Below are 18345 nucleotides of genomic sequence, written 5' to 3'. Positions count from 1 at the left end.
TCCCCCGTGGCCCATCCACCCGTACTGGCGTTGCGCGGCATCTCCAAGCGGTTCGGCGGTGTGCAGGCGCTCGTGGACGTCGACCTCCAGATCCGGGCCGGTGAGGTGGTGGCCCTGGCGGGCGACAACGGCGCCGGCAAGTCCACGCTCGTGAAGGCGATCTCCGGTGTCAGCCCCGCCGACCGGGGCGCCATCGAGTGGGAGGGACGGCTCGTGCAGATCAAACGCCCGCACGACGCGCACGCCCTGGGCATCGCGACCGTCTACCAGGACCTCGCCATGTGCGACAACCTGGACGTCGTCGGCAATCTCTTCCTCGGCCGTGAGATCGACCGGGTGGGGGTCCTCGACGAGGTGGAGATGGAGCGCCGCGCCCGCGACCTGATGCGCGCGCTGTCGATCCGTATCCCCGACGTGCGGATGCCGGTCGCGGCGCTGTCCGCCGGGCAGCGGCAGGCCGTCGCGATCTCCCGCTCGCTCATGGGCGCGCCCAAGGTCCTGCTGCTCGACGAGCCCACCGCCGCTCTGGGGGTCGAGCAGACGAGCCATCTGCTCGACCTCATCGAGGAGGTGCGCGACCACGGTATGGCGATCATCCTCATCAGTCACAACATGGGCGACATCAAGGCCGTGGCGGACCGGGTCGCCGTGCTGCGGCTGGGCCGCAACAACGGCTTGTTCGACGTGAGCACGGTGACACAGGAGCAGATCATCTCCGCCGTCACCGGGGCGGCGGACAACGCCGTGGCGCATCGCTCGAAGGGCGACGAGGAGGCCTGGCCGTGAGCCGGGGCGGGTCGCAGCGGGACGGCGAACCGGCCGGGACGGACCGCGGCGCCGTGCCGGTCACGGCCGACGGTCGGCCGAGCACCCGCGGCTGGTCCGCCGGTCTGCGCGCCTACGCCCTGGAGGTCCGCGGCAGTGTCCAGGGCGGCGAGCGCGGGCCGCTCGTGGTGATCGCCGGACTGATCGTGATCTGGATCGTCTTCCAGGCGCTGGACGACAAGTTCCTCTCCCCGCGCAACCTGTCCAACCTCAGCGTGGAGATCGTCGGGACCGGCCTGGTGGCCGTCGGCATCGTGTTCGTGCTCCTGATCCGGGAGATCGATCTGTCGGTCGGCTCCGTCAGCGGGCTGGCCGGGGCCGCGTTCGCCGTGCTGAACGTGAACCAGGGGTGGCCGGAGTGGATCGCGGTGCTCGTCGCGGTGGCCGTCGGCACGGCCGTGGGTGCCTTCCACGGGTTCTTCTTCGCCTGGCTCGGCGTGCCCGCGTTCGTCGTGACGCTCGCGGGGCTGCTGATCTGGAACGGCCTGACGCTCTACCTGCTGGGCGCGAGCGGCACGATCAACATCGACGAGGAGGGCCTGGTCGCCTCCCTGACCAGCCGGCACTTCGAGGACGCCGCGGCGGCGTACGCGGTGGCGGCGCTCGGCACCGCCGGGTACTTCCTGGCCGCCCACCGCAAGCGCAGCCGCCACCGGGCCGCCGGGATGCCGTACCGGCAGACGGCCGAGATCTGGACGCGCACCGGTCTCCTCGCACTGGTCGCCTTCGCCGCCGCCTACACCCTGAACCGCTTCCAGGGGCTGCCGCTCGCACTGCTGATCTTCCTGGCGGTCCTCGTCGTCTCGGACTACGCGCTGCGCCGCACCCGCTACGGCCGGCGTGTGTACGCGCTCGGCGGCGGGGTCGAGGCGGCGCGGCGGGCCGGCATCGGGGTGGAGCGGGTGCGGGTCGAGATGTTCATGGTGTCGGGGACGCTGGCCGCGTTCGGCGGCCTTTTCGTGGCCTCCAGCCTCACCTCGGCGAGCCCCACGACGGCCCGGGCCGCGGGCTCCGGGATGCTGCTGATCAACGCGATCGCCGCGGCCGTCATCGGCGGGACGAGCCTGTTCGGCGGACGTGGCTCGCCCTGGTCCGTGCTGCTCGGGGTGCTGGTCATCCAGTCGATCGCCTCGGGCATGGGGCTGCTGGGGGTGGAGGACGCCGTGCAGTTCATGATCACTGGTGGGGTGCTGCTGGCCGCCGTCGCGGCCGACGCGCTCACCAGACGCGCGGAGACCCGGCGCGGCCGTCCCTGAGGGACGGTGCGCCCACCAGGCCCAATATGGGTGATATGCCCTTTAGCTTGTGAAATGCCAACTGAATGGCAAAGCTGGGTACTGGCCACGCGTGTGGCCACGGACCGATGTCGCGTCCCTCGGAGTGCCATGAAACGGAGCCGTCCCGCCCGGCTGGCCGTGGCCGCCACAGTGGCCGCAGGCCTGGTACTCGCGGGATGCGGCGGCTCGGACGAGTCCCGGGGCGATCAGGCCGATCTCAGCGTGCTCGCCATGGACGCGCCCCAGATGCAGACGCTCAAGAAGCTCACCAAGGAGCACTTCACCGACGAGACCGGCATCAAGGTCGACTACACCCTGCTCCCGGAGAACGAGGCGCGGGAGCGCATGAACCGCGAGTTCGCCACCCAGGCAGGCACCTACGACGTGGCCAGCGTCAGCGCCTACGAGGTGCCCATCTACTCGGACAACGGCTGGCTCGCCCCGCTGAACCCCTATGTGAAGGCGGACAAGGCCTTCGACCAGAAGGACGTCTTCCCCAACCTGGTGTCCTCGCTGACCGGGGAGGACGGCAAGATCTACGCCGAGCCGTTCTACGGCGAGGGCTCGTTCCTGATGTACCGCAAGGACCTCTTCCGCAGGGCCGGGCTGACCATGCCGCCGAACCCGACCTGGGAGCAGGTCGCCGACCTCGCCGCCCGGGTCGACGGCGCGGACGGCGCCAGCGGCATCTGCCTGCGCGGCCTGCCCGGCTGGGGCCAGAACCTCGCCCCGATCAACACGGTCGTCAACACCTTCGGCGGCGCCTGGTACGACATGAACTGGAACGCGCGCCTGACCTCACCCGAGTTCAAGAAGGCCGTCGGCTTCTACGTCGGCCTGCTCCGCTCCCACGGCCAGCCCGGCGCCGACCGGATGGGCGTGCTGGAGATCCTGGACAGCTTCGTCGAGGGCAAGTGCGCGATGATGTACGACGCCACGTCGCTGGCCTCGTCGATCGAGGCCGACGGGTCCACCGTCAAGGGCAAGGTGGGCTACGTCCCGGCCCCGCACGACCGGACCCAGCGGGCGGGCTGGCTGTGGACCTGGGCGTGGGGCGTCCAGCAGGCCTCCGACAACAAGGACGCCGCCTGGAAGTTCATCTCCTGGGCCTCCTCCAAGGAGTACCAGGAGCAGGTAGGCCAGGAGCTGGGCTGGACCTCGGCACCCGCCGGGAACCGCAAGTCGCTCTACGCCAACCCCGAGTACCAGCAGGCGGCCGGGGCCTGGTACCGGCAGGAGTACACGGCGGCCACGGACTCCGCCGACCCGAAGAACCCCGGCGTCACCAGGCGCCCCTACACCGGCATCGGCTTCCTGGGCATTCCCGAGTTCGCCGTGCTCGGTACGGCGGTCTCGGAGCAGATCTCCGCGGCCATCGCGGGGCAGCAGTCGGTGGACAAGGCCCTGGACAAGTCCCAGGACCTCGCTCAGGCAGCAGCGGCGAAGTACCGCGGCGGCTGACCTCCGCCGGCCGAGCGTGCATCACGAGGCAGAGACTTCCAGCGCCCGGCCCGTCACGACGCTTCCCCCTCCCGCCCGGGAGGCAGCGGCCCCGACGACCGGCGCGCCCGCCGCACGCGGCCACGACCGGCTCGACCGTGTCCGGCTCGACCGGGGCGGGGCCGGAACCGAGCGGCTCCCCTGACCTCGGCGGCCGCGCCGGCAGAGACTCGGCGACGCGGGGCCGGGTGATGCATCAGTGAACCGGGGCGAGCGGCGGCGGCACACTGCCGAGGCCGCCGCGGCGGACCCGGCGGACCCGGCGGAAACGGTGCGACGGCCCCACGCGCCCGCCGCGCCGCCCGTGGAGGACGAGGGGCCGGGCAGCCGGTGCCCGCCGAGGCTCACCCTCGCCAGGGCCCCGATGTGGCGGCACGGCCGTTGGCGATGAAGGGCGGCCCGGTCCCGGGCGGGGGCGGCGGTCCGCCGCCTGTCACGGCGCGGGCCGCGCCCCCGGTCTCCCGGGGACGCGGCCCTCGAACTGCCGTGTGCTGCCGTGCGGTCCGCTTACTTGCGGATCAGGCTGCGCAGGACGTACTGCATGATGCCGCCGTTGCGGTAGTAGTCCGCCTCGCCGGGGGTGTCGATGCGGACGACCGCGTCGAACTCGACGCCGGTGTCGGTGGTGACCTTCACCGTGCGCGGGGTGGTGCCGTTGTTGAGCTCGGTGACGCCCGAGAAGGAGAAGGTCTCCTCGCCGGTCAGGCCGAGCGTCGCGGCCGACTGGCCCTCCGGGAACTGGAGCGGCAGGACGCCCATGCCGATGAGGTTCGAGCGGTGGATGCGCTCGTAGGACTCGGCGATGACGGCCTTGACGCCGAGGAGCGCGGTGCCCTTGGCGGCCCAGTCGCGGGACGAGCCGGAGCCGTACTCCTTGCCGGCCAGGACGACCAGCGGGATGCCGGCGGCCTGGTAGTTCTGCGAGGCGTCGTAGATGAAGGAGACCGGGCCGCCGTCCTGCGTGAAGTCACGCGTGTAGCCGCCCTCGGTGCCCGGCGCGATCTGGTTGCGCAGGCGGATGTTGGCGAACGTACCGCGGATCATGACCTCGTGGTTGCCGCGGCGCGAGCCGTAGCTGTTGAAGTCGCGGCGCTCGACGCCGTGCTCCGTGAGGTACTTGCCGGCCGGGGTGTCGGCCTTGATCGCACCGGCCGGGGAGATGTGGTCGGTGGTGACCGAGTCGCCGAGCTTGGCGAGCACACGGGCGCCGGCGATGTCCTCGACCGGGGCCGGCTCCATCTCCATGCCGTCGAAGTACGGGGGCTTGCGGACGTAGGTCGACTCGGCGTCCCACTCGAAGGTGTTGCCGGTCGGGATCGGCAGCGCCTGCCACTGGGCGTCACCGGCGAAGACGTCGCTGTAGGACTTGGAGAACATGTCCTCGCCGATGGCGTTGGCGACGACGTCGTTCACCTCGGCCTCGGAGGGCCAGATGTCCTTCAGGTAGACCGGGTTGCCGTCCTGGTCGACACCGAGGGCGTCCTTGGTGATGTCCACCTTCATGGAGCCGGCGATCGCGTACGCGACGACCAGCGGCGGGGACGCCAGGTAGTTCATCTTGACGTCGGGGTTGATCCGGCCCTCGAAGTTCCGGTTGCCGGAGAGGACCGAGGTGACCGCGAGGTCGTGGTCGTTGACGGCCTTGGAGACCTCGTCCGGCAGCGGGCCGGAGTTGCCGATGCAGGTGGTGCAGCCGTAGCCGACGAGGTTGAAGCCGACCTTGTCGAGGTACGGGGTCAGGCCCGACTTCTCGAAGTAGTCGGTGACGACCTTGGAGCCCGGGGCGAGGGTGGTCTTGACCCACGGCTTGCGGGTCAGGCCCTTCTCGACCGCCTTCTTGGCCACCAGGGCGGCGGCGACCATGACGTACGGGTTGGAGGTGTTGGTGCAGGAGGTGATGGCCGCGACCGTCACCGCACCGTGGTCGAGCTCGTACGACGTGCCGTCGGGGGCGGTCACGGTGACCGGGTTGGACGGGACGGCGGCACCGGTGCCGTCGGCGTGCTGCGGCGCGCCGGCGCCGTTCTCCTGGCTGCCGTAAGCCGGGGCGTCGGAGGCCGGGAACGACTCGGCACTGGCCTCGTCGACCGGGGAGGCCGCGGCGGCGGGCTGCGCGGCGGGGGCCTCGACGTAGTTGAGGACGTCCTTGGCGAACTGCTGGGCGGCCTCGGCGAGAACGATGCGGTCCTGCGGGCGCTTCGGGCCGGCGATGGAGGGCACGACCGTCGACAGGTCGAGCTCGAGCTTCTCGGAGAAGTCGGGCTCGGCGGCCGGGTCCAGCCAGAGGCCCTGCTCCTTGGCGTACGCCTCGACGAGGGCGACCTGCTGCTCGGAACGGCCGGTCAGACGCAGGTAGTTCAGGGTCTCGTCGTCGATCGGGAAGATCGCGGCGGTGGAGCCGAACTCGGGCGACATGTTGCCGATGGTGGCGCGGTTGGCGAGGCTCGTGGCCGCCACACCCTCGCCGTAGAACTCGACGAACTTGCCGACGACACCGTGCTTGCGGAGCATCTCGGTGATCGTGAGGACCAGGTCGGTGGCGGTGGTGCCCGGCTTCAGCTCACCGGTCAGCTTGAAGCCGACGACGCGCGGGATGAGCATGGAGACCGGCTGGCCGAGCATGGCGGCCTCGGCCTCGATGCCGCCGACGCCCCAGCCGAGGACGCCGAGGCCGTTGACCATGGTGGTGTGCGAGTCGGTGCCGACGAGGGTGTCGGGGTAGGCCTGGCCGTTACGGACCATGACCGTGCGCGCCAGGTGCTCGATGTTCACCTGGTGGACGATGCCGGTGCCCGGCGGGACGACCTTGAACTCGTCGAAGGCGGTCTGGCCCCAGCGCAGGAACTGGTAGCGCTCCTTGTTGCGGCCGTACTCCAGCTCGACGTTCTGCTTGAAGGCGTCGTTCGTGCCGAACTTGTCGGCGATGACGGAGTGGTCGATGACCAGCTCGGCCGGCGCCAGCGGGTTGATCTTGGCCGGGTCGCCGCCCAGCTCCTTCACGGCCTCACGCATGGTCGCGAGGTCCACGACGCAGGGAACGCCGGTGAAGTCCTGCATGATCACGCGGGCCGGCGTGAACTGGATCTCCTGGGACGGCTGGGCCTGCGAGTCCCAGCCGCCGAGGGCGCGGATGTGGTCGGCGGTGATGTTCGCGCCGTCCTCGGTGCGGAGCAGGTTCTCCAGCAGGACCTTGAGGCTGTACGGAAGGCGAGCCGAGCCCTCCACCTTGTCCAGCCGGAAGATCTCGTACGACTCGTCGCCCACCTGCAGCGTGCTGCGGGCGTCGAAGCTGTTCGCCGACACGACAGTCTCCTTCATTGATGTGCGCGTACCACCACGATCCTGCCGCCACGGCATCTCGACCGATCCGCTAAGGTAAGGCTAAGTTAGGTAACCCTTACCGGGGCGTGGCGGCTGCGGTGCTCCTCGGCAGATATCTCGATGTCGAGATAACTCTAATACACCCGGGCCGGTTGGTCATGCCCCGGAGTCCGCCGTGGGTCATGTGCGCCCTTTTCCCGGGTATCCGAATCCGGTGTCCACATGAGACGGACAACGGAGAGGAGACAGGCATGCCGCTCACGTTCCGCAAGAGTTTCCGGATCCTTCCGGGGGTGCGGCTGAACATCAACAAGCGCTCCTGGTCCATCACCACCGGCGGCGGAAAGAACGGCCCCCGACACACCCGCAGCAGCACGGGACGCCGCACGACCTCGATGGACCTGCCCGGACCCTTCGGCTGGCGGCGCACACACACCGCCAAGCGGCACTGAGGCCGCCGGAGCGGATCGACGTCCCGCCACCCGAACGGATCCCCCGGTCGGGCCTCATCTCATATCTGAGATAACATCAACCACATGGCAGACGACTACCTCGTACGCATCGGCAGGCTCATCCGTGACGCTCGGCAGCACCGGGGCTGGACTCAGTCGCAACTGGCGGAGGCGCTCGGAACCAGCCAGAGCGCGGTGAACCGGATCGAGCGCGGCAACCAGAACATCAGCCTTGAGATGATCGCGCGCATCGGGGAAGCCCTCGACAGCGAGATCGTGTCCCTCGGCTACGCCGGTCCGATGCATCTGAGGGTGGTCGGCGGGCGCCGGCTGTCCGGTGCCATCGACGTGAAGACGAGCAAGAACGCGTGCGTGGCGCTGCTGTGCGCCGCACTGCTCAACCAGGGGCGCACGGTGCTGCGCCGCGTCGCTCGCATCGAGGAGGTGTACCGCCTCCTGGAGGTGCTCGGCTCCGTCGGCGTCCGCACCCGGTGGATCAACGACGGAGTCGACCTGGAGATCGTGCCGCCGGCCGAGCTGGACCTGGCGGCGATCGACGCGGACGCGGCCCGCCGCACCCGCTCGATCATCATGTTCCTCGGTCCCCTGCTGCACCGCATGGACCAGTTCAAGCTGCCGTACGCCGGCGGCTGCGACCTCGGCACCCGCACGGTCGAGCCGCACATGATCGCGCTGCGCCGGTTCGGTCTCGACCTCGCGGCGACCGAGGGCCAGTACCACGCCGTGGTGGACCGCTCGGTCCGGCCCGACCGTCCGATCGTGCTGACCGAGCGCGGCGACACGGTGACCGAGAACGCGCTGCTCGCCGCCGCCCGGCACGACGGCACCACGGTCATCCGCAACGCCTCCTCCAACTACATGGTCCAGGACCTGTGCTTCTTCCTGGAGGCCCTCGGCGTCAAGGTCGACGGCATCGGCACGACCACCCTCACCGTGCACGGCGTCCCGACCATCGACGTGGACGTGGACTACTCCCCCTCCGAGGACCCGGTCGAGGCGATGAGCCTCGTCGCGGCGGCCGTCATGACCGAGTCGGAGCTGACGGTGCGCCGGGTGCCGATCGAGTTCCTGGAGATCGAGCTGGCGGTCCTGGAGGAGATGGGCCTCGACCACGACCGCACGCCCGAGTACTTCGCCGACAACGGCCGCACCCGGCTCGTCGACCTCACCGTCCGGCCCTCCAAGCTCCAGGCGCCCATCGACAAGATCCACCCCATGCCGTTCCCGGGCCTGAACATCGACAACGTCCCGTTCTTCGCGGCCATCGCGGCGGCGGCCCAGGGCAAGACCCTCATCCACGACTGGGTCTACGACAACCGCGCCATCTACCTGACCGACCTGAACCGTCTCGGCGGCCGGCTCCAGCTGCTGGACCCCCACCGCGTCCTGGTCGAGGGCCCCACCCGCTGGCGCGCCGCCGAGATGATGTGCCCGCCGGCCCTGCGCCCCGCGGTCGTCGTCCTCCTGGCGATGATGGCGGCCGAGGGCACGTCGGTGCTGCGCAACGTGTACGTCATCAACCGGGGGTACGAGGACCTGGCCGAGCGGCTGAACTCGATCGGCGCGCAGATCGAGATCTTCCGGGACATCTGACCGGCGCCCGTCACGTGTGCGTCCACCGGAACGGGAGAACCGGCACCCCGTGGACGCACGACTGCTGACCTTCGGGCACAGCACCGCCGACCGGGAGCGGATCACCGGGCTGCTGCGGCGGGCCGGTGTCGTGGCCGTCGTGGACGTGCGGACCGCTCCCGGCAGCCGCCGCAGTCCCGACCTGCTGCGGGAGCGGCTCGCCGACTGGCTGCCCGCCGCCGGTGTCGCCTACCGGTGGGAACCCGCCCTCGGCGGGTTCCGGCCCCTGCCCGAGGACAGCCCGGACATCGTCTGGCGCAACCTCTCCTTCCGTGGGTACGCCGCCCACACCCGCTCCCCCGAGTTCGTCACCGCGATGGACCGCCTGCTGCACGAGGCCTCGGAGACCCGTACGGCCGTGATGTGCAGCGAGGCGGTCTGGTGGCGCTGCCACCGCCGGCTGATCGCCGACTTCGCGGTGGCCGCCCGCGGCGTCCCGGCCGACCACCTCATGCACGACGGACGCGTCAACGCCCATGCGCCGACGCCCGGCGTACGGCTGCGTGAGGACGGGCTGCTCGTGTACGACGGTTACGACGGGGGCGCGGAGCCGGCCGGCGGCTGACCGCTACCGAGGGCCGAGGCCCTCGCCGAGAGCGGCGATCGCGGCCGGGCCGTGGCCGGCGGCGAGGAGCGGGGCGCGGATGTCCCGGTCCAGGTCGGGGACGTAGCCGATCAGGACGTCCGCGGGGCCCTGGACGTGGATCTCGCCCAGCGCGGCGGGCAGGAGCAGGGTGCGGGCGCGGTCGAGCCGGACGGTCCGGTCGCCGGAGGTGACGGTCACCGGGGCCCCGGCGTTGGTGAGGATCCGCACGGTGGAGAAGGAGTGGCGCAGGGTGGCGCCGCTGGTCCAGCGTTCCAGGGCGAAGTACGGGCCCGCGCAGAGCACGGTGCGTACCGCCCCGTCGTCCGTGCGGATGTCCAGGCCCGGGTGGAACTCGGGGCGGGGGTCCGGGTGCCATTGGTCCAGCAGGGCGGCGAGGTTGCTGTGCCACTCCTCGTCGGGGACCGGCGAGCCGTCCTCCATGCGGGTGCGCATGGCGTGCCGCTGGATGTCGGAGGTCTGCTCGATCTCGTGGACGAGCGTGCCGGGGCCGAAGCTGTGCAGGGTGCCGCCGGGGACGTAGACCGTCTGCCCGGCACGGACCGGCAGGCGGCGCATGACCGCGTCGAAGTCCTGGGCGAGCAGCGCCCGGTGCAGGGTCTCGCGGTCGACGCCGGGCCGGGTGCCGACCAGGGCGGTGGCTCCGGGGTCCGCGTCCAGGATGTGCCAGGCCTCGGTCTTGCCGTGGGGTTCGCCCTCCAGGCGCCGGGCGGTGGTGTCGTCGGCGTGCAGGTGCACCGGGAGGGGGTGGCTGCCGTCGATGAACTTGGTGAGGAGCGGGAAGCGGGGGCCGGGGCTCAGGCGTGGCCCCAGCAGTTCCTCGGGGTGCTCCACCATGATCTGCCGCAGGGTGCGTCCGGCCAGTGGGCCGTCCAGGACGGTCGAGGTGTCGCCGTCGACGTCGCTCACCTCCCACGTCTCGGCCACCGGGCCGTCGGGCAGGCCGGTGCGGCCCAGCCGCTCGGCGATGGCCCGCCCGCCGAAGACGTGCTGTTTGACGGGGGTGGTGAGCCGTAGCGGGTGCCAGTCCACGTCCCGTCCCTCCTCGTAGCCGGCCGCACGCACACGGCCGGATGGATGTGCGGGGTACCCCGGGCGGGAGAGGCGCATGCGCGAAGCCGGCGCGGGCTCCGGGCGGGCGGGTACGGCCACTGCGAGCCCCGTGCTCCCGCTCGCTCCCGGCCCGGGCAGCCCCGGGGGCGGCCGGTGCCGTCCGGTCTTCGACCAGGTCAGGGACGGCTTCCGGACGGACTGAACGCCGGGCGGCCTTCCCTGGGCGATACAGGGCGTAAAGCGACCGAAGAATGGATAGGGGCTATACGGCGAAACGCGGGGAGTGTCGGACGTGCCCGGATGCCGGGCGCAGCGGCTTCAGGGGAGGGAGCACGCATGGACGGCCGGCCCTTGTATCTGGAACCCCGGCTGGAGCCACGGCTCAGGTCGCTCCTGGCGGCGGCCGGGACGCTGCACTCGCTCACCGACGCGCTCGGCTCACCCCTGCACGTCGTGGTGCCGGACCAGATCGCCGAGAACCTGGAGCGGTTCCGGTCGGTGTACCGCGCGCACCACCTGTCGGGCCAGGTCTTCTACGCCCACAAGGCCAACCGGTCCAGCGCGCTGCTGCGCCGCCTCGCCGCCACGGACGCGGGCGTGGACGTCGCGTCGCTGGGCGAGTTGCAGCACGCCCTCGGGGCCGGTTTCACCGCCGACCGGATCACGGCCACGGGGCCGAAGAACCCCGAGTTCCTGTGGCTCGCGGCCCGTTCGGGCGTGACCGTCAGCGTGGACGGGACCGACGAGCTGGACCGACTGGCCTCCCTGGTCCGCAAGTTCGGGCTCGCCCCGGTGCGGGTGCTGCCGCGGCTGTCGGGGTTCGAGGCGTCGGGGGTCAAGGTGCTGAGCCGCCGCAGCCGGTTCGGTACGCCCGTGAGGGAGTTGGACAGCCTGCTGGAGTCGGTCGAGCGGCACGGTGACGCGGTCGAGCTGACCGGCGTGGGCTACCACCTGGACACCACCGGGATCGCGGAGAAGGCGATCGCCCTCGAAGGGTCCCTGGCCGCCCTGGAGGCGTGCCGGAGCCGGGGGTTACGGCCCCGGGCCGTGGACGTCGGCGGCGGGTTCGGCGTCAACTACCTCGCCGAACGGGAGCAGTGGGAGGCGTACACGAGCGCGCTCACCTCCGCCGTGCTGGGCCGGCGCCCGCCCCTGGCGTGGGGCGGTCACGGCTACGGGCTGCGCGACGAGGCCGGCACCCTGCGCGGCACGCTCGGCCTCTACCCCGCCCACCGACCCGTCGCCGGCGCGGCCTACCTGGACGAGCTGCTGGCCCAGCCCGCCGCATCCCTGGGCGGCCGTCCGCTGGCCGCACTGCTGCTGGAGCACCTGTACGACCTGCACACCGAGCCCGGCCGGGCGCTGCTGGACCAGTGCGGGCTGACGCTGGCCCGGGTGCTGGAGGTCCGCGCCCAGGAGCCCGGCGGGGAACTCCTCGTACGGCTGGCGGCGAAGGCGGACGACATCGCCCTGGAGGACCACGGAGTGCTCATGGACCCGGTCGTCGTCCCCAGAGGCGAAGCCCCGCCACCCGGCGGCCCGGGGCCCGTCGCCGTGCATCTCTTCGGCAGCCTCTGCCTGGAGACGGACCTGATCACCCGCCGTACGGTGTTCCTGCCGCGCCGCCCGGTCCCCGGCGACCTGCTGGCCTTCGCCAACACCGCCGGGTACGCCATGGACTTCCACGCCACCGGTGCCCAGCTTCAGCCCGCCGCCCGCAAGGCCGCCGCCTGGCAGGACGGCGACGGGTGGCGCTGGTGCCTCGACGAACAGTTCTGGCCGACCACGCCCTCGGGGGGAGCCCAGTGAGGTACGACAGCATCACGGAGGCGATCGGCAACACGCCGCTGGTGCGGATCGACCCGGCCGTGCACGGGCTGCGGAACATCGACCTGTTCGCCAAGCTGGAGATGCTCAACCCGTGGGGCTCGGTCAAGGACCGTGCGGCCTGGAGCATGGCGGGCCCGCTGCTGGCCGACGCGGTGGAACACGGCAGTCAGGTCGTGGAGTTGTCCAGTGGCAACACGGCGAAGGCGCTGGCGGTCGTCGCCGGCATGCACGGACTGGGCTTCAGAAGCGTCACCAACCGGATGCGGGTCCCGGAGATCAAGGACCTCCTGCTGCTGCTCGGCGCGGAGATCGAGGAGCTGCCGGGGCAGAGCGAGTGCCTGGACCCGAGTGCGACCGACGATCCGCTGACCCTCTTCCACCGCACCCTGTCCGCCTCCGGCCGCACCTATCTGCACACCGACCAGTACTTCAACCCGCGCAACACCGAGGCGCACCTCACCGGCACCGGGCCGGAGATCGTCAAGGACCTGGACGGCCGGGTGCCGGACTGGTTCGTGGCGTGTGTGGGGACGGCCGGTTCCTCCACGGGCGTGGCCCGCGCGCTGCGCGAGGAGGACCCCTCGGTGCGGGTGGTCGGTCTGGTCGCGGCCAAGTCCGACTTCATCCCCGGGATCCGCACCCTCGACGAGGTGCAGGAGGTCGGCCTGTTCGACCCGGAGACGTACGACACGATGGAGTCGGTGACCTCCGACGAGGCGATCGAGGGGATGCTGACCCTGAACCGCCGCTGCGGCATCCTGGGCGGGCCCACCGGTGGCGCCGCCTACTTCGGGGCCGTCCGCCATCTTCGGGCGCTGGACGAGGAGTCGGCCGAGCGCCGGACCGCGGTGTTCATCGTCTGCGACCGTGTGGAGAGCTATCTGAGCTACGTCCGGCAGCGGCGGCCCGATCTGCTGGGCAGGCCGCCCCGGAGGAACTCGCCGGCCGACCTGACGGACGCCGAGGTCGCCGGGGCGCCGTCGGTCACCGTGGCCGAAGCCCGGCGGTGGATCGACACCGGCCGGCCGCTCGTGGTCGACCTGCGCAGCCCCTTCGCGTACGCGGCGCTGCACATCGACGGGTCGGTCAACATCGTCGACGAGGTGTTCGCCGAACTCCTGCGGGGCGGGCTGCCCTTCAGCCGGCGCAGGCCCGTGCTGCTGGCCTGCCCGGTGGGCGAGCAGTCCGCCCGGTACGCGGCGCTGCTGACCCGGATGGGCCACCCTGACGTGCGCAGTCTGGCCGGCGGCGTCATCGCCTGGCGGGACGCGGGCGCGCCCCTGGTGCGGGACTGACCGCCGTGCCCGCACCGGCCGTCCGCGACGGCCTCCATCAGTGGCAGCAGGCGCTGCGCGCCCAGTTCCCCATCATCACCGGGCACCCGGAGCTGGCATATCTGGACAGCGCGGCGACGGCGCAGAAGCCGCGGGCCGTCCTGGACGCCGTGCAGACGTATCTCACCACCGGCAACGCCAACTCCGCGCGCGGCACCTACACCTGGGCCAACCGGACCACGGAGCTGGTCGAGCGGACCCGTGAGCGGGTCGCCCGGTTCCTCGGGGACGACCGGCCCGGGCGCTCCGCCGTGCACTTCACCAGCGGCGCGACCGAGGGGCTGCGTACGATCGCCCGCGACTGGCTGCCGGGGTTCCTGCGTGACGGCGACGAGATCGTCGTACCGGACGCCGACCACCGGGCCAACATCGAGCCCTGGCTGGAAGCCCAGCGGCTGCTCGCCGGTGCGGGCGTGCGGGTCCGGGTGGTGCCGATGCCGTACCAGCGGAGTTCGGGGGACTACGACCACCGGGCGCTGGCCGAACGGGTTGGGCCGCGTACCCGGTTCGTCGCCGCGACCCATGTGCATCACGTCTACGGCGGCGACATGAACGTGCACCGCATCCGCGGGGCCGTCGGACCGGACGCGGTCATCTGCCTGGACGCGGCGCAGAGTGTCGGCCATCTGCCCGTGTCCGTGGCCGAGTTGGACGTCGACTTCGTCGTCTTCTCCGGGCACAAGGCGCTGGCCCTGCCCGGCTCCGGGGCGGTGTGGGCCCGGCAGGAACGGGGACCGGCCTTCGCGCCCGGTGGGTGGAGCGGCACTCCGAACACCGTGGGCATCGCCTCCCTGGAAGCGGCTCTGGACTGGCTGGAGGCCGCAGGTGTCGAGCGGATCGAGCGCTGGACGGCGGGTCTGGCGGCCCGGCTCACCGACGGGCTGCGCCGCCTGGAGGCCTACGAGGTGCTCGGCTGCCCGCTCAGCCTGGCAGCGGACTCGACGGTGCAGCGGCGCCAGGGCATCGTGACCCTGCGGCACCGCGCCGTGGAGTCGGGCGATCTGGGCTTCGTGCTCTTCAGCCACGGCTTCATGGTCCGCTCGGACAACCACTGCCAGGGCGACGCGGGCGAGAAGACCGGTTCGGTGCGGGTGAGTCTGCATGTGTACAACACCGTTGAGGAGATCGACCGGCTGCTGTCGGTTCTCGCCTCACTCTCGTGACCGCGCCGACTATGCGTAATGGGAACCGTTTCCACCTGTAGGCTCGGGCCCGAAGAGTCAGGTTCGAGTACGGCGAGGTGGCGCGACCGGATGGGGCTGAGTCTGGCGACGGCGGAGCGGTGGGTGGAGCGCTGGGAGCTCCAGCAGCAGCGGTACGCCGTCGACCGCGAGGAGCGGTTCACGGTGATCGCGGATGTCGTCGAGCACGTCACGGCCGGGCGCACACCCCGGCCGCTGGTCGTCGACCTGGGCTGCGGGCCCGGCTCCCTGGCGGCCCGGCTGGTCCGGCGGTTGCCGGGCGCGGAGGTCGTGGCCGTGGACCGGGACCCGCTGCTGCTGGAGCTGGGCCGGACGCATCACCCGGACGCGGCCCGCTATGTCGACGCGGAGATCGGGGCGCCCGGCTGGACCTGGGCCCTGGACCTGGACCGGCCCCTGGACGCGGCCGTCTCCACGACGGCCCTGCACTACCTCGACCGCGACACCCTCCTGCGTGTCTACCGGCAGCTCGCCACGCTGCTGCGGCCCGGCGGCGTCCTCGTCAACGGTGACCACCTCCCCCAGGACGACACGGGTCCGGCCGGCATCGCCACCCACGTCGGACGGTGCCGGGCCGACCGGCAGCGGGTGTTCGCGCAGGAGGACTGGGGGTCGTGGTGGACGGCCGTCGCCGGCGACCCGGAGCTGGCCGACCTCCTCGCCGAGCGCCGTCGCCGCACGGCGCCCGGCGGCACCGGCCGCCCCGCGGCACTCCCCCTCTCCACCCACCTGAGCCTGCTGCGGCAGGCGGGGTTCGACACGGCCGGGCCGGTCTGGCAGTACGGCGACAGCTGCGTGGTCGTCGCGGTCCGCTGACGCGCGCTCAGCTCCGGGTCAGGGTGATGTCCTGGTCCTTCACGGCGTGCAGGCGCGGCAGCGGCAGGATGCCGACGAGGCGCAGCTCCAGGACCGTGGCCTGGACATGGACCGGGCCGGGCACGATCGCGCCGGGCGTGGCGCGGCCCGTGTTCTGCCAGCGGTGCTGCGCGCCGTCGCACACGGCCCGGGTGCCACCGATGCCGTAACTGGTCGTCGAGGCGCCCTGTCTCACGGAGGAGCCGATGTAGACGGGGCCGGTGGCGTCCACACAGGTATAGGTGCCGGAGAGGGTGATGGTGCCGTCGGCGGCGATCCGGCCCACCGCTTCGACCGTCACGTCCTCGGACGCAGCGGTAGCGGGCGCGGCGGTGGCGGGTGCGGCGGTGGCGGGTGCGGCGGTGGCTCCGGTCAGCAGGAGCAGCACCGCGCCGGTCGCGGCGCCGAGGAGGGGACAAAGGCGCACAGGGGAACCTCCCGATAGGAGTGAGATGTCTCCTCCACTCGAACCGGGCTCCCGGGCCGACGCAACCGGTCTCACCCCTTCGGCGGTGAATCCGCTCCGACCGTCGTGGAACCGTCCTGGGAATGTCCGGGGCCTGTCACGCTTTGCTCCGAGCCGTTCCGATCAGCTTCGAGTCGGGAGCATCGTCTGTCCGTAAGAGTCATACGAACCTACGGATGGCCCTACCGACGTGGAGGTGCGCCATGTGTGCCCACCAAACCCTGTGCCCCGCGACCGACTCCCGCGCCGCGCACGTCGTCGCCGCCCACCCCGAGCAGGGCTGGAGCCTGCTGTGCGACGGGGCGATCGTCTTCGACGACACCGGTGAGCTGCTGCCGGACGGACGCGTGGTGGAGCCGCACCGCGTGACGGCGGAGCAGCTGGCCGTCGCGGCCTGACCGGAGGGTCGCCTCACGGCAGCACCGCGAAGCCGTCCAGTTCCACCATCGCCTCCTCGTCCCACAGGCGGACGACCTCGACGACCGCCATGGCGGGGTAGTCCCGGCCCGCCAGTCTCCGCCACAGGCGGCCCAGTTCCGGGGCGTGCGCGCGGTACGCCCCGACGTCCGTGGCGTGGACGGTGACGCGGGCGAGGTCGGCGGGTGCGCCGCCGGCCGCCGCGAGGGCGGTCAGCAGGTTCGTCAGCGCCCTCTCGAACTGCTCGGGCAGGGTCCGTCCGACCACCTTGCCGTCGGTGTCGAGGGCGGTCTGCCCCGCCAGGAACACCACGCGGGAGCCGGTGGCCACGACGGCGTGGGAGAAGCCCGTCGGCGGGGACAGCTCGGGCGGATTGACGCGCTCGGTGGTCACCGGGCCTCCTCGTGGGCTGCGTACAACTCCTTGGCGATGATGCCGCGCTGCACCTCGCTGGCCCCCTCGTAGACGCGCGGGGCGCGGACCTCGCGGTAGAGGTGTTCGAGCAGGTGGCCGCGTTGCAGCGCGCGGGCGCCGTGCAGCTGGACGGCCGTGTCGACGACGTGCTGGGCGGTCTCGGTGGCGAGCAGTTTCGCCATGGCGGCACGCTGGGGCACGTCCGGGGCGTCGTCGTCGTACGCCGTCGCCGCCGCGTAGACCATCAGGCGGGCCGCCTCCGTGCGCAGGGCCATCTCGGCGACCTGGTGGGAGACGACCTGAAGGTCCTTCAGCTTGCCCCCGAAGGCGTCCCGGCCGACGGTGTGGTCGAGGGTCGCGTCGAGGGCCGCCCGGGCCATGCCGACCGCGAAGGCGCCGACGCTCGGGCGGAACAGGTTGAGGGTGCCCATGGCGACGCGGAAGCCGCGGTCCACCTCGCCGAGCACGTCGTCGGCCGTCACCGGAACGGCGTCGAAGTCGAGTGCGCCGATCGGGTGCGGGGAGAGCATGTCGAGGCCGGTGCCGGTCAGGCCCGGGCGGTCGGCGGGCACGAGGAAGGCGGTGACGCCGCGTGCCCCCGCACCGGGAGCGGTCCGGGCGAAGACGGTGTAGAAGTCGGCCTCGGGGGCGTTGGAGATCCAGCACTTCTGGCCGGTGAGCCGCCAGCCGGTGGCGCCGTCCCCGTCCGCCCGCAACGCCAGCGCCGCCGCGTCCGATCCCGCGCCCGGCTCGCTCAGCGCGAAGGCCGCGACCGCCGTACCGTCGGCCACCCGGGGCAGCCAGCGGGCGCGTTGGGACGCGGTGCCGTGGGCGTGGACGGGGTGCGCGCCGAGGCCCTGGAGGGCGAGGGCCGTCTCGGCCTCCGTGCAGCCGTAGGCGAGGGACTCGCGCATCAGGCACAGGTCGAGGGCGCCGGAGGTGAACAGTCGGCCGAGCAGTCCGAGGCCGCCCAGTTCGGCGACCAGGGCGCGGTTCACCCGGCCCGGTTCGCCCTTGTCGGCCAGCGGGCGGAGCCGCTCGACGGCCAGGGTGCGCAGCTCGGCACACCAGGCGAGTTGTGCCGGTTCGAGCGAGAATGCGGTCATCGCCGGTCCCTTCTCCGCCACCCCGCCTCCCGGGCC

17 protein-coding genes are annotated in these 18345 nt (G+C 72.0%); 12 read left to right on the top strand and 5 right to left on the bottom strand.

The window, feature by feature from the left end:
* Window positions 1-6: 6 nt before the first annotated feature.
* From ABEA82_RS24110 to ABEA82_RS24100, 3 genes are all read left to right on the top strand, one after another.
* Window positions 7-786: an ATP-binding cassette domain-containing protein gene (locus ABEA82_RS24110; protein WP_345663703.1), complete on the top strand. Its 780-nt coding sequence runs from the start codon at window positions 7-9 to the stop codon at window positions 784-786.
* Window positions 783-2081 carry a sugar ABC transporter permease gene (locus ABEA82_RS24105; RefSeq protein WP_345663702.1) on the top strand — a complete coding sequence of 433 codons (1299 nt, stop codon included), beginning with the start codon at window positions 783-785 and terminating at the stop codon, window positions 2079-2081. Before ABEA82_RS24110 ends, ABEA82_RS24105 begins: the two co-directional genes overlap by 4 nt.
* Before the next feature lie 129 nt (window positions 2082-2210).
* Window positions 2211-3563 carry an ABC transporter substrate-binding protein gene (locus ABEA82_RS24100; RefSeq protein ID WP_345663701.1) on the top strand — a complete coding sequence of 451 codons (1353 nt, stop codon included), beginning with the start codon at window positions 2211-2213 and terminating at the stop codon, window positions 3561-3563.
* Between the two features lie 546 nt (window positions 3564-4109).
* Here the strand turns inward: ABEA82_RS24100 and ABEA82_RS24095 are convergent.
* Window positions 4110-6905 carry an aconitate hydratase gene (locus ABEA82_RS24095; protein WP_345663700.1) on the bottom strand — a complete coding sequence of 932 codons (2796 nt, stop codon included), beginning with the start codon at window positions 6903-6905 and terminating at the stop codon, window positions 4110-4112.
* A gap of 269 nt (window positions 6906-7174) precedes the next feature.
* Here ABEA82_RS24095 and ABEA82_RS24090 point away from each other — a divergent pair, with 269 nt between their 5' ends.
* The 3 genes from ABEA82_RS24090 to ABEA82_RS24080 all read left to right on the top strand — a co-directional run bounded on the left by ABEA82_RS24090 (window position 7175) and on the right by ABEA82_RS24080 (window position 9593).
* A complete protein-coding gene (locus tag ABEA82_RS24090; protein WP_345663699.1) occupies window positions 7175-7375 on the top strand; it encodes a DUF4236 domain-containing protein in 201 nt (66 codons plus the stop codon).
* Window positions 7376-7459: 84 nt separating this feature from the next.
* The gene (locus ABEA82_RS24085; RefSeq protein WP_345663698.1) at window positions 7460-8989 is read left to right on the top strand and encodes a helix-turn-helix domain-containing protein; all 1530 of its coding nucleotides are present in this window, start codon (window positions 7460-7462) and stop codon (window positions 8987-8989) included.
* A gap of 49 nt (window positions 8990-9038) precedes the next feature.
* Window positions 9039-9593 carry a DUF488 domain-containing protein gene (locus ABEA82_RS24080; protein WP_345663697.1) on the top strand — a complete coding sequence of 185 codons (555 nt, stop codon included), beginning with the start codon at window positions 9039-9041 and terminating at the stop codon, window positions 9591-9593.
* Window positions 9594-9596: 3 nt separating this feature from the next.
* On the opposite strand, the gene ABEA82_RS24075 is transcribed toward ABEA82_RS24080, so the two are convergent.
* Window positions 9597-10664 (bottom strand): type I phosphomannose isomerase catalytic subunit, encoded by a 1068-nt coding sequence (locus ABEA82_RS24075; RefSeq protein ID WP_345663696.1) that lies wholly within the window; start codon window positions 10662-10664, stop codon window positions 9597-9599.
* A 76-nt stretch (window positions 10665-10740) separates the two neighbouring features.
* Between ABEA82_RS24075 and ABEA82_RS24070 the strand changes: the two genes are divergently transcribed.
* From ABEA82_RS24070 to ABEA82_RS24050, 5 genes are all read left to right on the top strand, one after another.
* Window positions 10741-10887 (top strand): hypothetical protein, encoded by a 147-nt coding sequence (locus tag ABEA82_RS24070; RefSeq protein ID WP_345663695.1) that lies wholly within the window; start codon window positions 10741-10743, stop codon window positions 10885-10887.
* 134 nt (window positions 10888-11021) lie between these two features.
* Entirely contained in the window at window positions 11022-12494 is a 1473-nt protein-coding gene (locus ABEA82_RS24065) for an alanine racemase (protein WP_345663694.1), read from the top strand.
* On the top strand, window positions 12491-13810 hold the full coding sequence (locus ABEA82_RS24060; RefSeq protein WP_345663693.1) for a pyridoxal-phosphate dependent enzyme: 1320 nt from the start codon (window positions 12491-12493) through the stop codon (window positions 13808-13810). Before ABEA82_RS24065 ends, ABEA82_RS24060 begins: the two co-directional genes overlap by 4 nt.
* Window positions 13807-15012 carry an aminotransferase class V-fold PLP-dependent enzyme gene (locus ABEA82_RS24055; RefSeq protein WP_345663905.1) on the top strand — a complete coding sequence of 402 codons (1206 nt, stop codon included), beginning with the start codon at window positions 13807-13809 and terminating at the stop codon, window positions 15010-15012. Before ABEA82_RS24060 ends, ABEA82_RS24055 begins: the two co-directional genes overlap by 4 nt.
* A 90-nt stretch (window positions 15013-15102) precedes the next feature.
* On the top strand, window positions 15103-15867 hold the full coding sequence (locus ABEA82_RS24050; protein WP_345663692.1) for a class I SAM-dependent methyltransferase: 765 nt from the start codon (window positions 15103-15105) through the stop codon (window positions 15865-15867).
* A gap of 7 nt (window positions 15868-15874) precedes the next feature.
* On the opposite strand, the gene ABEA82_RS24045 is transcribed toward ABEA82_RS24050, so the two are convergent.
* Entirely contained in the window at window positions 15875-16333 is a 459-nt protein-coding gene (locus ABEA82_RS24045; RefSeq protein WP_345663691.1) for a DUF6299 family protein, read from the bottom strand.
* A 242-nt stretch (window positions 16334-16575) separates the two neighbouring features.
* Here ABEA82_RS24045 and ABEA82_RS24040 point away from each other — a divergent pair, with 242 nt between their 5' ends.
* On the top strand, window positions 16576-16770 hold the full coding sequence (locus ABEA82_RS24040) for a DUF5999 family protein (protein WP_345663690.1): 195 nt from the start codon (window positions 16576-16578) through the stop codon (window positions 16768-16770).
* Between the two features lie 13 nt (window positions 16771-16783).
* On the opposite strand, the gene ABEA82_RS24035 is transcribed toward ABEA82_RS24040, so the two are convergent.
* Both ABEA82_RS24035 and ABEA82_RS24030 read right to left on the bottom strand, forming a co-directional pair.
* Complete coding sequence (locus ABEA82_RS24035; RefSeq protein WP_345663689.1) at window positions 16784-17182, bottom strand: RidA family protein; 399 nt, start codon at window positions 17180-17182, stop codon at window positions 16784-16786.
* The gene (locus ABEA82_RS24030) at window positions 17179-18309 is read right to left on the bottom strand and encodes an acyl-CoA dehydrogenase family protein (RefSeq protein WP_345663688.1); all 1131 of its coding nucleotides are present in this window, start codon (window positions 18307-18309) and stop codon (window positions 17179-17181) included. The genes ABEA82_RS24035 and ABEA82_RS24030 overlap by 4 nt, the downstream gene beginning before the upstream one ends.
* Window positions 18310-18345: the final 36 nt, after the last annotated feature.

Source organism: Streptomyces venetus, from assembly GCF_039540295.1.
Lineage (GTDB): Bacteria > Actinomycetota > Actinomycetes > Streptomycetales > Streptomycetaceae > Streptomyces > Streptomyces venetus.
This window is presented reverse-complemented; position numbering and strand designations above follow the sequence as displayed.